The following is a 14911-nucleotide window of genomic DNA, read 5'->3' as shown; positions in this document are numbered from 1 at the left end:
TTAAACTAAGAGACCTTGGGGGCTCTATTTTTTTGTCTATTTTTGAGTGTTTTTCAAAATTAATAATGAAAAACAAAAAAACAAACCAATTACTCCTGTTGAGTAACTAGTTTGTCTTCAATCTGAAATAAGGTTTGCCATTAATTGGCAAACCTTATTTTTTTATCCTACTAAATCACTGCAACACTTAAACACTCCGGATTATCCACTAACTGATCAAGAAGTACCATACCAACTATCATTCCGATAGCCGCATCCGTATACTCATCTTCAAAGATAGTTAGTTCATATGTTGATCCCCACTCCATCCATTTAGGACGAACTTTAGCGACCTTACGATATCCTCTTAATAATTCAAATTTATATGATTGCCAATCATTGATAACTGTCAAATCATCCATTTCTACCAAATCTCGATATTCCATATTTCTATTTTTTTTAAAATCAATTTTAGCCATAGCATTACCATTGGCTGTCACATCAATACTGATACCGCTTGAAACCATTGATGCAGTAATTACTGCAACACTTTGATTTTGTTTATTAAATATATCGACTTTAGCTCCACTAGCTAATGGTGTCAATATTAAGTTATACTCAATATCCTCATTACGATTCATCACTAAAATTTCTTTGTTTTCAAACAATCCTTTTTTTACATATAACTGTTTCACTTTAGCAGACCTCCTTAAGGAATTTAATAACTAAGTTAAGTATAGTATAACATGAATAATTAAATTATCTATGGTTTACAATTTATCTAACAAATCCTTTAGTATCAGTATTTCATCGTAATTATAATTAACAAACTCTTTCTTAATATCGTGTTTTTTATTATACCAAACAGAACTAATTCCTGAACGATAAGCACCTAAAATGTCCGAAGATAGGCTATCACCCACCATTAGTACTTGTGACGTTTCAGTAATATTTAAAGAATTTAATAAGTGGTCGAAAAAGCGAACATCAGGCTTATCAAATCCTATCTCTTCAGAAATAAATACCGCATCAAAATATTTTTTCATATCATTATTCTTCAAACGCACACGTTGAGTACGACCAATACCATTTGTTCCAACAACTAATTTATACCCCTTATCTTTTAAATACTCCAATACCTCATGTGCACCCTCAATTGTATCAGTTCGCTCTTCAAGAAAACTCCTATATTCATCATCTGCTTTAGTCCCGTCTACAACAACTCCACATGATTGAAAAAACAATTTGAACCGATTCTCCAATAGCGTTTCTTTTTTTATCTTCCCTTGTTCTAGTTGATCCCACAATTTTTGATTAATTTCCTTATACACATTAACATTCTCTTCGTTAGGGATAACGCCATATTTAGTTAATAATTTATTTAATGCATATTTCTCAGATAAACTAAAATCTAAAAGTGTATTGTCTAAATCAAAAATAATATAATCGTATTTATTCATAGTCAACTCATTCCTATCTTATTAAATTAAAAAAGATAACCCGTTAGAGTTATCTTTTATTCTACGTCATTTTATGTTTAAGAATCAAATCGAATTAACTGTTTCTTTAAATATTGCGACTTGCTCATTGCAATTGTAACTACAATTTGAACAACTATCAAAATAATTTCCTTACTAAATCTAATCGGAATAAACGCATAAACACTTGTCCCTTGCAACATATAAAGCCACAATGTATTCAAGCCCATGTGTAAGATAATACCCACAATTAAGTTGACAATAATAATTCGTGTGATTGTCATATCTTTTTTATAAAAGAAATAACTGTACAATGCTGCCGTCAAAAAAGCTGAGATTGAAAAACCCCAAAAGAAACCTCCTCCAACCGGCAGTAATGTAATTCCGATAAAGTCAGCTAGCATATTGCAAAATCCAGCAACTAACGGATTAAAGAACATCCCCATTAAAACAATGGCGACAAAGGTAAATCCAATTTTAACGAACGGCGTGTTAATGCTTGCGAACCTCGATAAAATTATTTGCAAAGCCATTAATATTCCCATTAATGCAATGCGCTTTGCTGTGAAATGTGTATTTGTTTCTGTCATCTTAGCATCTCCTTTTCCTAGAGCTGCTACATAAAAAAATATGCAGCGAATGCAAAAATATAATCGCAAATATCAAAAGATACTTTTCGTCTAAAAGGCAACATCCCATCCTTCCAGCACTTAACGCTATACTTCCTACTCTGATTTTAATTATTTCACGAAGATTATTGTATCATACATTCTTGTAAGATACTATCAAACTTGACCTGCATCCAATAAATTCGCTAATTCTTTTATTAATAAGACTGCCGTACTTTTATTAGTTGCTAAAGGTACCTCATAAACATCACATAGACGTATTAAAGCATTGACATCTGGTTCATGCGGCTGTGCTGTCAGAGGATCTCTAAGGAAAATGACCATGTCCATCTGCTGCTCAGATACTCTTGCACCGATTTGCTGATCTCCTCCCAAAGGCCCAGACTTAAAGCAATGTACTTCTAGTTTAGTATTTTCCATAATTTTAGTTCCTGTAGTACCTGTTGCAAATAAATCTAATCTAGCCAAGATATCTTCATGTTGTTTAGCAAGTTGAATCATTTCCTTTTTCTTTTTATCATGTGCTATCAAAGCAATTTTCATTTTCACTTACTCCTTTCAATTTTTACGCAAGCGTTTTCGTAGATATGCCGAAATAGTTTGGTGCTTTTGCACATTGTAAGCGTACTCTTATTTTATTATACTCTATTTATCAAATAGATGAAAAGAAAGTAGGATATAAGACTATGGTAGAAATTGCTTTAAAACACATACATAAAAAATATGAAAATAACCCTAATTATTCAGTAACTGATTTTAATTTAGATATTGCTGATCGTGAGTTTATCGTTTTTGTCGGACCTTCCGGATGTGGTAAATCAACCACACTGCGTATGATTGCAGGACTTGAAGATATTTCTGAAGGTGAATTGTGGATTGGTGACCGTATGGTTAATGACGTCGCTCCTAAAGACCGAGATATTGCTATGGTTTTTCAAAACTATGCTCTATACCCACATATGACTGTTTTTGATAATATGGCTTTCGGACTAAAACTTCGTAAATATGATAAAGCCGAAATCAAAAAACGTGTCGATAACGCTGCTGAAATTTTAGGATTGACTGAATATTTAAAACGTAAACCTGCAGCATTATCTGGCGGACAACGTCAACGTGTCGCTTTGGGTCGTGCCATCGTCCGTGATGCCAAAGTTTTCTTAATGGATGAACCCTTATCAAACTTGGATGCTAAATTGCGTGTTGCCATGCGGGCTGAAATTGCTAAATTACACCGTCGTTTAGAAACAACAACTATTTATGTAACTCATGACCAAACTGAAGCCATGACAATGGCAGATCGGATTGTTATCATGAAAGATGGATTCGTACAGCAAATCGGTACACCTAAAGAAGTTTATGATACACCCGTTAATGTTTTTGTTGCAGGTTTTATCGGTTCACCTGCCATGAACTTCTTTAATGTCACACTAGGGGAAGATGGTTATATCACTGATAATGCCAAGTTACGTTTGGAGGTTCCTGAAGGTAAATTCAAAGTACTTCGTGAGAAAGGCTACGTTGGACAACAAGTTATTTTCGGTATTCGACCAGAAGATATTCACAGTGAAGAAATCGCCAAAGATGCTGCTCCTCATGGGCTTGTCCAATCAGAAGTAGTTGTTGCAGAATTATTAGGTGCTGAAACAATGCTCTACACACGGACGGCAAATACTGAATTTATTTCTAAGGTTGATGCACGTTCTGCATATTCACCTGGAGAAATAATTGAACTTGCTTTTAACTTAAATAAAAGCCATTTCTTTGATCCGGAAACTGAATTAGTCATTAAATAAGTAATTTAAAACCATTCTATAAAAATACGAATGGTTTTTTTATCCAAAAACCACTTTAGTCAACTAACCTAATTATTGATATTTTTAAGCATTCTCTAATGTTGTTTGGTAAATATTTTTTGAATTTAGCACTACTGACAGAAGATCAGAAAAATTAATACTACCTTTTGATTAGTTGGTACTTTGATTGCTTTACTCTTTGTTTTGTGGCATTTACCTGCTTACGTTTTTTCTCCGGTTCAAGGTCCATGTTATAATTAGCATAATGACTATTAAATTAACTTTAATTTTTTTAAATATTTATTCTAAAATATTTTTATTATACATCATTTGCATAATATCCTTTTTTTTTACCGATTCTTTTAAAATAAAAACAGCCCTATCAAATCGATAGGGCTGTTTTTATTTAACTTTTTGATTTCTCAGCAATAAAAACTGGAAATTTGAAGCGGTATCCTATTTTTTTTCCAATTAGATAAGCTAACCAACCATCTACTAAACTATGAGCTATACCGCCAAGACCGACTAGCATAAAAACAGCTACAAAAAAACCAGAACTATAGCTGGCTTCTGACAACCCGCCACTCATGAAAAAAAACGAAACAACTATAACTTCCATACCCGCATGAATTAAAGCCATTACACCGTTAAACCCCATGTACTTTCTAACTGAAGCTATCGTATCAGGTTTTTTTTGCAGATACACTGCTCCGAAAACTGCAAAAACAATGTGACTCAAGGCTCTAAAAGCAATAATCGGGTCAGGTAGCGTGATAAAAAAACCAAACGCTGTTCCTAATGAAACCATAGCTGCTACTCGCGGTGAAACAAACATCGCTAAAAACACTGGGACATGGCTAGCAAGTGTAAATGATGCTGGACCTATAACTACCTTAACCGGCATTACCATTGGTATCATAATTCCTAGGGCAATTAAAATAGCTGCATATGTTAACTGACTGATCGAACGTGAATTTTCCATATTCTCAACTCCGTTATCTTTTGAACAAAATATATCTTAAAAGAGTTCAGTTGTCAACAAACATTAATACGTCAAGTTCATTGTTTGTTCGTTAATAAAGCGTTCGCTAGTTTGCCGAATTCTTGGATACTTAACGTTTCTCCCCGTCGACTCGGATCAATTGCTGACTCCATTAGTGATTTTTTCAGCCATTCTTTGATATCTTCTGTCTTACCAAAATGACTGATTAAATTATTCCATAATGTTTTTCTTCTCTGTGCAAATGATGCTCGTGTCAGTTGAAAGAAAAATGTTTCATCAATCACTTCAATTAAAGGTACTTCACGACGTGTTAACTTAATAATGGCAGAATCTACATTCGGCTGTGGAATAAAAGCTGTCTTCGGCACAATAAAGGCTACTTTTGCCTCCATATAGTATTGAACGGCAATAGATAATGAGCCATAAGCCTTTGTTTTTGGACTAGCTGTCATTCTATCAGCTACTTCTTTTTGCATCATCACGACCATCGTACTAATAGGTAAGTCCGACATTAATAAGTGCATCATAATTGGTGTCGTAATGTAGTATGGTAAGTTGGCCACTATTTTTACATCTGTTACATCATTACCAAAAACTTTTTTCGATTCACTTACAACATCTGCTGTTAATATATCTGTATTCACTACCGTCACATTGTCATATGGTGCCAGTGTATCTTCCAATACTGGAATCAGGCGCTGGTCAATCTCAAAGGCCAGCACACTGCCCGCTTCACGAGCCAAATGTTCGGTCAATGCACCAATACCCGGACCTACTTCGATTACTTTATCTTCTCGTGTCAAATCTGCTGCTGCTGCAATATTTCGAAGAATATTTGGTTCTGTCAAAAAATTTTGACCAAGACTCTTTTTAAACGAAAAGCCGTGCTGTTCTAAAATTTCTTTCGTTCGGCTTGGTGTGGCGATATCACGGTAATCTGTCATCTTATTCCTCCGCTAATACTTTTTTTAATGCTGCTTCAAATGTTTCTCGTTTAACTTGAAACATATCCAATCGCTTGCGCAGCTGTTTGCCGTTCGTGTAACCAATACGTAAATAATCACCTAACAGTTCACGACGCTGTTTAGCATTTGGTCCCGCTATCAAGCCCGATTGGATTAAAAACTCAGTTGGTATATCGGATGTAAATGTCGTCGCTGCAGGAGTCGATACAAGCCGCAAAGCTTCTAAAATAACCTCATCACTTGCATGTTCTACACCTAAGCTGCCGTGCTTCTTCTTTGGAACACTGCTCTTGCGATTGATAAATGCATGTTGTGCTTGAGGAACAACTTCTGCTACCTGTTTTCGTATTTTTTCACCAGAAAAGTCAGGATCTGTAAAGATAATAACGCCTCTTACTTCTTGTGCATGACTGATTTTTCCGAGGGTTTCTTCATTAATTGCAGACCCATTTGTTTCTATCGTATCTGCGTCAACCACTTCTTGAATTCTTTTGGTGTCGTCTTTTCCTTCAACAACAATAATTTCTTCAATTTTAATTTTTTTCTGTGTCATCTAATCTATCCTAAATAATTTATGCGCATTTCTGCTGGTTTGTTTAGCAATTTCTTCATATGAAAGTTCTCTCAGTTCTGCAATCTTTTGTGCAACATAGTGTGTATAACCTGGTTCATTGCGTTTACCGCGGTAGGGAACAGGTGCCAAATAAGGTGCATCCGTTTCAATCAATAACCGGTCTAAGGGAACATGGCTTGCTGCTGTTTGGACTTCCAAAGCCTTTTTAAAAGTAACGACACCGCTAAAAGAAATATGCATACCTAAATCAAGAAAACGATCTGCCCATTCACGATTACCGCTGAAACTATGCATAATACCACCTATGTTTGTAATGTTCTCTGATTTTAATATTTTGTATGTATCTTCTATTGCCTCTCTTGTGTGGATACTAATCGGTAAGTTCATTTCACGAGCAATCGCAATCTGACGACGAAAGATTTTTTCTTGAACATCTTTTGGATCTTCCATCCAATGATAGTCTAAACCAATTTCGCCTAGTGCCACAACTCGTTCGTCTTGAAGTTGCTGCATCAGTTTGTCCTCTATGGTTGATGAATAACTTCCTGCTTCAGTTGGATGCCATCCTAAAATACTGTAAATGAATGGATACTTATGGCTTAAATCAAGCGATTTTACTATCGTTTCAGTATCAAAACCGACTACCGCCATTTCTGTAACATCCAACTCTTTCGCCCTTATAATAACTTCTTCAATATCGTCTTTAAATTGAGGTACATTTAAATGTGTATGTGTATCAAATATCATTTTTTGTCACTCCTGTCATGAATCATTTTAACACAAAAGAAACGATTGAAAGGACTATACTTTCAATCGTTTCTGAAATTTACGCTATGATTGAACCGTTTTTAACGCCTTTTGGTGCTTCAACTACATATAATTTACCCTCAGATTCAGCAGATAAGATCATACCTTGACTGATTTCACCACGCATTTTGCGGGGTTTTAAGTTAGCGACGATTAAGACTTTTTTTCCTACTAAGTCTGTCGGCTCCGGATAAAACTCTGCAATACCTGATAGAATTTGACGGTAACCTTCGTCTCCAGCATCTAAACGGAACTGCAATAATTTATCAGCATCTTTTACTTTACGACAATCAAGGACCTCTGCGACCTTAATTTCAACTTTATCAAAATCATCATATTTTATCTGTTTGTCCTTTATGGAAACCAGCGTTGTGTCTTCAGCATTAAATGCTTTTTCTTCTTTTGGTGCTTTTACTGATTGAGCCATTTGTTCTTTAATGTATGCCACTTCTTCATCTACTTCTAAGCGTGGGAAGATAGGCGTACCTTTAGCAACAACTTTTGTATCAGATGGAAAATCGCCGAAACGGATATCTAACATTGATACAGTATCATCTGACAATCCGAGTTGTGAGAAGACAGCTTTAGGAGTTTCTGTCATAATCGGCTGTAATAGAATGGCAGAAATCCGCAAACTTTCTGCTAAATGAACCATCACACTGTCTAATTCTGCTTTGCGAGACTCATCTTTAGCTAAAACCCACGGCTCTGTTTCATCAATGTATTTATTAGCACGAGAAATAAGTTTCCAAATTTCACTCAATGCAATATTAAATTCCATCTTTTCCATCGCTTTATTATATTTGCCAATAATATCAGCTGCTGTTGTTGATAATTCACTATCAAACGGCGTTACTTGTGATGCATAATTTGGTACGACACCATCACAGTACTTATTAATCATCGCAATAGTACGATTTAACAAATTGCCTAAATCATTGGCTAAGTCATAATTTACACGTGCAACAAAGTCTTCTGGCGTAAAGACACCATCAGAACCAAAAGGTATAGCGCGCATCAGATAATAACGCAATGCATCTAATCCATAACGTTTAACTAACATCTCAGGATAAACAACATTTCCTTTTGATTTAGACATCTTGCCATCATTCATAACTAGCCAGCCATGTGCAAAAATTTGTTTAGGTAACGGTAATCCTAAAGCCATCAACATAATCGGCCAATAAATTGTATGGAACCGAACAATTTCTTTACCTACCATGTGGACATCGGCCGGCCAATATTTTTTAAAGTTTGTATCATCAGCCGTTCCATACCCCAGTGCTGTGATGTAGTTGGATAACGCATCAATCCAGACATAAACAACATGCTTCGGATCATTTTTTACCGGGACTCCCCAACTGAAAGACGTGCGGCTGACTGCTAAATCTTCTAAACCTGGTTTAATAAAATTGTTAATCATTTCATTTTTACGAGAAACTGGTTCAATAAAATCCGGATGAGTTTCATAATACTCTAACAATCTATCGGCGTATTTACTCATTTTAAAGAAATAACTTTCTTCTTTAACAAGTTCCACCTCATGACCGCTAGGCGCTTTGCCACCAATAACTTTACCGTCTTCATCACGGTAAACCTCTGCTAACTGATTTTCAGTAAAATACTCTTCATCAGAAACAGAATACCAACCTTCGTATTCACCAAGATAGATATCACCTTGATCTAATAATTGTTGAAAAATATTTTGAACGGATTCTTTATGATCAGTATCCGTCGTACGAATAAATTTAGTGTAATCAATATCCAAAAGCTTCCAAAGTTTTTTTACATCAGCTGCCATGTTATCCACATATTCTTGCGGTTCAATTCCTAAATCCTCAGCTTTTTGTTCAATCTTTTGTCCATGCTCATCTAAACCAGTTAGATAAAAGACATCAAAGCCTTTTAAACGTTTAAAACGAGCCATCGCATCACATGCAATGGTAGTATAAGAACTTCCAATATGCAGTTTGCCGCTTGGATAATAAATCGGCGTTGTGATATAAAATGTTTTTTTCTCCTCCACTTAAAAACTACCTCCTTGAAAAAATACTCTTTATTTATTTTAATTTTTGAATGAATTCCGCTTCATTATATCATAATTGAAAGGTAATTTTTACCGAATTTTAGTTACAGTTTGATGACTAAATTAAATAGGACAATCGAATATCCATTGCCTGTTGGTAAATCGGGATCAACGCAATAAACGTAGACAACATATAAGCACGCGCTTTTTCTGGATTATCTAATAACGGATCTTCCTTTTTAAGAATACGCCCAATTTGAAATTCGCCTTTCTTAACATTTTGCCAACGTATTAAGCCATATTTTAAATTTTCAGTTGTCATTAGCTCATAATTATTTTTAGTATGATCTAAATTGATGACAGTATCTTCCGGCAAATCAGTGAAAAGGTCTAAATGATTTAAAAAATCTTGAGCTATCTCTTTTTCAAACTGTGGATTGTCAATGAAAGACAACCACATCACTATGTACTCCCCAGTTATTCCTAATTGAAAATGTGGATATTTTTTGTAGCCCCTTTTATCGCCACCCATTGCACTCCAAGTAAAATCAGGTGCATATGCTGTGCGTCGGCGGTGCTGTGCGATATGAATCGGCAACACTGTTCCATCCAGATTTTTTGCTAATTGGTTAACAAAATAAGTATCTAATTCTTGAAATACTGGTTGAATATCTTGACGAATTGCTGCCATGCGTTCTTCCAAACCTTCAATTTTAAAGCAAGAAAATTCCTTTTGACCAAACATTTCCAACGATAACATCCTCTCCTATTTCTTTATTCTTACTACTTTACCGGCTTTAAACTCACAATACAACAAAAAAAGCCGATCACTCATAACAAGTGAACAGCTTTCTGTTTATTTAAATCCTTTTGATACGTCATCAATCATAATATTAGTAGACTCGATTCCGCCACCTGCTAAATACCAAACGTCTGGTGTTAATGAGATAACTTTATTTGTTTTCCCAGCTTTTGTTTGTTTCACCAATTCATTATCAGCAACATTATTCTTGCTAGTATCACCGCCGATTGCTTTCGTGCGGTCGACAACATAAAGAATATCTGGATTTTTTTCTAACACATATTCATATGAAATTTCTTGACCGTGTGTCGATGCTTTAATTGTATCGTCTGCTGGTTTCACACCAAATGTATCATAAACAATACCAAATCGTGATCCGTTACCGTATGCTGATAAAGATCCTTCATTTACTAAAGTCACTAATCCTGTTAATTGACTATCTGTCGCTCTTTTATGTAAATCAGCAATTTTTTTATCTAATTCACTGATTTTTTTATCTGCTTCAGCTTCTTTACCGTAGATAGTGCCTAGTGTTTTGATATTTTGTTTCGTTGACTCCCATGTTTTTGCTGCATCAACACCTAAATATAATGTTGGTGCAATTTTTTCCAACATTTCTTTTGCATCTCGCTGACGACCGGATATGATAATTAACTCTGGTTTCATTGCATTGATTTTCTCAAAATCAGGTTCTTTGATACCGCCTGCTGATTCAACACTTTTATATTCTTTTAAATAGTTAGGCATTGTTTTGGTTGGCGCTCCAACAACTGTATTTTTACCGCCTAACTCGTTAATTGTATCTAAAGACCCCATATCAAAAACTACCACTTTTGACGGTTTTGCAGGTACTTCTACTTCTTTACCTTCACCGTCTTTTACTTTGATTTTAGTGCCCGCTTTTACTTCATCTTTTGCTGCCGACGTTTTCTCAGTTTTAGCTGTTTCTTGTGTTGATGATTTTGTGTCAGCCGCTTTTGTTCCGCAACCTCCTAATAATAGAATCAGCGCTGCCGCCGAGACTAACAAACCTAATTTTCCTTTTTTCATGATTAATTCTCCTTTTTTTTATTTATTCATTAAAATATAAACAAAATCTAGTGCCTTCCAATTCACAAATCCTAATATTCATCTCGTACAATTCATCTAAAACAGTTTTTGTAATAATTTCACTTGTCGGTCCAGATTTAAAGACACGACCATTCTTCATAGCAACAATATCATCAGCATAACTTGCGGCAAAATTAATATCATGCAAAACGATGACAACTGTTTTCCCAGTTTCTAAAACCAGCTTTTTCATCACCTTCATCAGTGTCGCTGCATGATTCATATCCAAATTATTTAATGGCTCGTCTAGAAAAATATAATCCGTATCTTGTGCTAATACCATGGCTATGTAAGCACGCTGCAACTGTCCGCCGGAAAGTGTATTGATGTGTTTGTCTGCCAAGTCTTCCAGACTTAAGTAGCTTAAAGCTTCTTCTACTTTATCCCGATCAAACTGTGTCATGCGTCCCTTGCTGTGCGGAAATCGACCAAATGATACCAATTCTCTTACCGTTACCTTTAGTTGAACGCTGTTTGCTTGTTTTAAAATTGATAATTTTTTAGCCAGTTCTGTTTGATTCCACGTTTTCACTTCTGAACCTTCAACATATATACCGCCGGAATCCTTCTCAATTAAGCGGCTCATCATGGATAACAAAGTACTTTTACCTGCACCATTTGGTCCGATAAATGCTGTTAAATGGCCCGTTTTAATATCGACTTCAACGCCATCTACAACCAAAGACTCACCGTACTTTTTTGATACCTTCTGTATTTGCACCTATGATCCCCCCCGCTCTTTGATAATCTTCCAAATAAAATATAATCCGCCGCTGAATTCGATAACAACACTTAACGTAGTATTCATATGAAAGACCTGTTCAACCAAAAATTGGCCTGCGACTAACATGAAGATACTTAATAATGTTCCGCCTATAAACAAATAAATATGACGGAATGTTGCTAACCACCGATAACTGATGTTGGCCACAATAAAACCTAAAAAGGTAATCGGACCAATTAAAGCTGTCGAGATTGCTACTGATAGACTAATTAAAACTAATAATATCATTCTTAAACGTGACACATTTAATCCTAAATTAATGGCTTGATCTACACCTAAATGCAGAACGTCCAACCGAGAAGCAAGTAGTAAATAACAAATAAATATAATGGCAATAACAGGCAATAATTTAACTACCAAATCGACATCGACATTATTGAAACTAGCAAATAATTTCCCTTGTAATTTATCGTACTCATTTGGATCCATTGCAACTTGCAAAAAAGTACTGATACTTCTAAATAAAGTTCCAAGAATCATTCCAATCATCAATAGCAAAAATAAGTTATGCTGTTCTCTTTTTAATAAAAAAGTAAATAACATGACACTTATCAGAACCATCAAACTAACATTCATCAAGAAAAAGGACCCTCGATGTTCAACTAAAAAGCCCGTCATTGAACCGAAGAAAAAATAGAGGACCGTCTGTATTAAGACATATAAAGAATCAAACCCTAAAATACTAGGTGTTAAAAACTGATTATGTGTCAATGTTTGAAAACTGATTGTCGCACAAGCTGTCAACAACCCAACCAAAACAAACGCTGCCAGCTTTTTTCCTCTTAACAGTAAGGCAAATTCCCAATTACCGTATGTTTGATACGTCAAAAATAGCCCAATACAAGCAATAGTCAAACCCACTAAAAATAAAATCTTCAGCGGCAAACTTGGTTGCTTCAGGTCATTTAATCGCATAACGCTGCCCCCTTAATAACAAAACGATAAAGACAACACTACCAATAATACCTACTATTAAACTGACAGGAACCTCGTAGGGCTGAATTAATATTCGCGATAAAATATCACAAATCACTAAAAAGATACTGCCTGATACTGCTGTTATCCATAAAGTATTCTTTATCTGATCTCCAAAATAGTAAGAAACAATATTAGGAACAATAACACCTAGGAAAGGCAGACTGCCGATGGTAACAAGTACCAAACTGCTGGCTAATGAAACGAGCAGCAGTCCTAAGCGCTGTGTTCGCTGATAATTTAGACCAATCGAGGTTGCCATGTCTTCACCCATACCAACTAAGGTAAAGCGATAAGCAAATAGATAACAGATAATCAATACTGGCAGAGTGGCATAAATCAATTCATAATCGCCTCTCACTACCATCGAAAAGTTACCTTGAAGCCATGAAGTCATATTTTGAACCAGTTGAAATTGATATGCAAAAAAAGTAACAAATGACCCGATAATATTGCCAAACATTACACCAACCAAAGGAATCATTAATTGATTGTTCGCCGGCAAATATTTAGTTAGTTGGATGAAAAGCATAGTGCCCACAAATGCAAAAATAAAAGCCACTCCTGACTTCATAAAAATAGAAGCATTAGGCAGAAATAACATCACAACCAACATGCCCACCCTGGCACTGTCCATCGTTCCCGCAGTTGTAGGTGCCACAAATTTATTTTGCGTCAGATGTTGCATAATCAAGCCGCAGACACTACTGATAGCACCGACAACGATTAAGCTAATTGTCCGCGGTACTCTGGTACTCCATAAAACCAGCTGCTGTTTCTCTGAGAGATCTAAAATATCTTGGAACGGAATACTATGAACACCAATAAATAAAGACACACATCCTAATAGAATTAAACTAATAATTGGAATGCTCTTTTTCAAGCGCTTTCTCTCCAAACGATTTTTATTGAGAATGATTTTCATTCACAATTAACAGTTTAGCGAATTTACTTCACAAAATCAATACTTTTTCATGCTCATGCAAATAATTAAAAGTATGGTATAATAAATAATGATTAATGTTAGACTTTTAGGAGTGATACTATGTCTGAAAAAGATGTACAAGATTATTTGGATAAAGGCTTATTTGGTACACCACAAGTCAAACCAGATGAGCAACGCTTGTTTTTAGGTACTTTTCGTGAACGTGTCGCACTAGCTTTAACTGTTAGTGAAATGAATACCATGAAATATGATGATTTAGTTGTCGAACGAATCAACACTTTCAGCAAGGGGCATTTTTTAATTAACGCCAATACAAATCCTGATGCGCAAAACCATTACATGAAAATGGCACAATCTTATGAACGCAATTTCAGAATGGTTGACACAGATATTGATAATGGACCTGATAAAACAATCGGATTAGTTTATGCAGTTGATACACCAATTAACTTAGATGATGTCTATGTCCCAAACAACTATTTATCTCAAAAAGAGGCGGAACAAAAAAAACATCATCATTTAAAAGATGAGTTTAAAAAATTAATTTAATAAAAAAGACAATCGCACTAGTCGATTGTCTTTTTTATTTTGTCTAACCAATAGTCAGTCCCTTTATTAATCAATTCATAAGTCAACTCAAAATTTCCTGTATAATATGGATCAGGCACTTCTTGGCTATCAAAATCTTCTAATAACTGATGTATCTTACAAGCTGATTCTTCAGTTGGAGCTATAGCATGGAGATTATTGATATTTTCAGCATCCATGCCGATAATCAAGTCATAGCTTACAAAATCTTGTACATTTATTTTTTTGGCACGAATCCCATTAAAATCAATATGATGATCATTTAAAACAGCCTGTGTCCCTTCGTGTGGAAAATCTCCTAAATTCCAAGAACCTGTAGCCGCTGACGATACACTGATATAGTCAGATAAGCCAGCTTTTTTCACCTTATCTCGCATTAAAGCCTCGGCCATTGGTGAACGACAAATGTTGCCTAGACATACAAATAAAACTTTCATTTTGTCCCTCCTATG

17 protein-coding genes and 1 riboswitch are annotated in these 14911 nt (G+C 35.3%); of the genes, 2 read left to right on the top strand and 15 right to left on the bottom strand.

Features of this window, described 5'->3' with window-relative positions:
• Positions 1 to 170 precede the first annotated feature (170 nt).
• The 4 genes from CBF37_RS03900 to CBF37_RS03885 form a co-directional block, all read right to left on the bottom strand.
• Positions 171 to 674 carry an LURP-one-related/scramblase family protein gene (locus CBF37_RS03900; RefSeq protein WP_125983405.1) on the bottom strand — a complete coding sequence of 168 codons (504 nt, stop codon included), beginning with the start codon at positions 672 to 674 and terminating at the stop codon, positions 171 to 173.
• A 75-nt stretch (positions 675 to 749) separates the two neighbouring features.
• Positions 750 to 1439: a YjjG family noncanonical pyrimidine nucleotidase gene (locus CBF37_RS03895; protein ID WP_125983404.1), complete on the bottom strand. Its 690-nt coding sequence runs from the start codon at positions 1437 to 1439 to the stop codon at positions 750 to 752.
• A 77-nt stretch (positions 1440 to 1516) separates the two neighbouring features.
• Entirely contained in the window at positions 1517 to 2047 is a 531-nt protein-coding gene (locus tag CBF37_RS03890; protein WP_125983403.1) for a folate family ECF transporter S component, read from the bottom strand.
• A 41-nt stretch (positions 2048 to 2088) separates the two neighbouring features.
• A riboswitch (THF riboswitch) is annotated at positions 2089 to 2192 on the bottom strand.
• A 50-nt stretch (positions 2193 to 2242) separates the two neighbouring features.
• Positions 2243 to 2629 (bottom strand): methylglyoxal synthase, encoded by a 387-nt coding sequence (locus tag CBF37_RS03885; RefSeq protein WP_125983402.1) that lies wholly within the window; start codon positions 2627 to 2629, stop codon positions 2243 to 2245.
• A 143-nt stretch (positions 2630 to 2772) separates the two neighbouring features.
• Here CBF37_RS03885 and CBF37_RS03880 point away from each other — a divergent pair, with 143 nt between their 5' ends.
• Complete coding sequence (locus CBF37_RS03880; RefSeq protein WP_125983401.1) at positions 2773 to 3879, top strand: ABC transporter ATP-binding protein; 1107 nt, start codon at positions 2773 to 2775, stop codon at positions 3877 to 3879.
• Between the two features lie 406 nt (positions 3880 to 4285).
• On the opposite strand, the gene CBF37_RS03875 is transcribed toward CBF37_RS03880, so the two are convergent.
• The 10 genes from CBF37_RS03875 to CBF37_RS03830 all read right to left on the bottom strand — a co-directional run bounded on the left by CBF37_RS03875 (position 4286) and on the right by CBF37_RS03830 (position 13808).
• On the bottom strand, positions 4286 to 4861 hold the full coding sequence (locus CBF37_RS03875) for a hypothetical protein (RefSeq protein ID WP_125983400.1): 576 nt from the start codon (positions 4859 to 4861) through the stop codon (positions 4286 to 4288).
• A 77-nt stretch (positions 4862 to 4938) separates the two neighbouring features.
• Positions 4939 to 5826 (bottom strand): 16S rRNA (adenine(1518)-N(6)/adenine(1519)-N(6))-dimethyltransferase RsmA, encoded by an 888-nt coding sequence (gene rsmA / locus CBF37_RS03870; protein WP_125983399.1) that lies wholly within the window; start codon positions 5824 to 5826, stop codon positions 4939 to 4941.
• Between the two features lies 1 nt (position 5827).
• Entirely contained in the window at positions 5828 to 6400 is a 573-nt protein-coding gene (gene rnmV, locus CBF37_RS03865; RefSeq protein ID WP_125983398.1) for a ribonuclease M5, read from the bottom strand.
• Positions 6401 to 7168 carry a TatD family hydrolase gene (locus CBF37_RS03860; protein ID WP_125983397.1) on the bottom strand — a complete coding sequence of 256 codons (768 nt, stop codon included), beginning with the start codon at positions 7166 to 7168 and terminating at the stop codon, positions 6401 to 6403.
• 79 nt (positions 7169 to 7247) lie between these two features.
• Positions 7248 to 9254 carry a methionine--tRNA ligase gene (metG, locus tag CBF37_RS03855; RefSeq protein ID WP_125983396.1) on the bottom strand — a complete coding sequence of 669 codons (2007 nt, stop codon included), beginning with the start codon at positions 9252 to 9254 and terminating at the stop codon, positions 7248 to 7250.
• Between the two features lie 118 nt (positions 9255 to 9372).
• Positions 9373 to 9999 carry a DUF1054 family protein gene (locus CBF37_RS03850; protein ID WP_125983417.1) on the bottom strand — a complete coding sequence of 209 codons (627 nt, stop codon included), beginning with the start codon at positions 9997 to 9999 and terminating at the stop codon, positions 9373 to 9375.
• A 111-nt stretch (positions 10000 to 10110) separates the two neighbouring features.
• On the bottom strand, positions 10111 to 11106 hold the full coding sequence (locus tag CBF37_RS03845; protein ID WP_125983395.1) for a siderophore ABC transporter substrate-binding protein: 996 nt from the start codon (positions 11104 to 11106) through the stop codon (positions 10111 to 10113).
• A gap of 22 nt (positions 11107 to 11128) precedes the next feature.
• On the bottom strand, positions 11129 to 11887 hold the full coding sequence (locus CBF37_RS03840) for an iron ABC transporter ATP-binding protein (protein WP_125983394.1): 759 nt from the start codon (positions 11885 to 11887) through the stop codon (positions 11129 to 11131).
• Positions 11888 to 12865 (bottom strand): iron chelate uptake ABC transporter family permease subunit, encoded by a 978-nt coding sequence (locus CBF37_RS03835; RefSeq protein WP_125983393.1) that lies wholly within the window; start codon positions 12863 to 12865, stop codon positions 11888 to 11890. It abuts the gene before it with no gap.
• Positions 12852 to 13808, bottom strand: coding sequence for an ABC transporter permease (locus CBF37_RS03830; protein WP_240626658.1), 957 nt, complete (start codon positions 13806 to 13808; stop codon positions 12852 to 12854). The genes CBF37_RS03835 and CBF37_RS03830 overlap by 14 nt, the downstream gene beginning before the upstream one ends.
• A gap of 162 nt (positions 13809 to 13970) precedes the next feature.
• Here CBF37_RS03830 and CBF37_RS03825 point away from each other — a divergent pair, with 162 nt between their 5' ends.
• Positions 13971 to 14420 (top strand): YueI family protein, encoded by a 450-nt coding sequence (locus CBF37_RS03825; protein ID WP_125983391.1) that lies wholly within the window; start codon positions 13971 to 13973, stop codon positions 14418 to 14420.
• 17 nt (positions 14421 to 14437) lie between these two features.
• Here CBF37_RS03825 and CBF37_RS03820 read toward each other — a convergent pair whose 3' ends face one another.
• Positions 14438 to 14896 carry a low molecular weight protein-tyrosine-phosphatase gene (locus tag CBF37_RS03820; RefSeq protein WP_125983390.1) on the bottom strand — a complete coding sequence of 153 codons (459 nt, stop codon included), beginning with the start codon at positions 14894 to 14896 and terminating at the stop codon, positions 14438 to 14440.
• Positions 14897 to 14911: the final 15 nt, after the last annotated feature.

This window comes from Vagococcus vulneris (assembly GCF_003950515.1).
Taxonomy (GTDB): domain Bacteria; phylum Bacillota; class Bacilli; order Lactobacillales; family Vagococcaceae; genus Vagococcus; species Vagococcus vulneris.
Note: the sequence above shows the minus strand (reverse complement) of the source record. Positions and strands in the feature narration are given on the sequence as shown.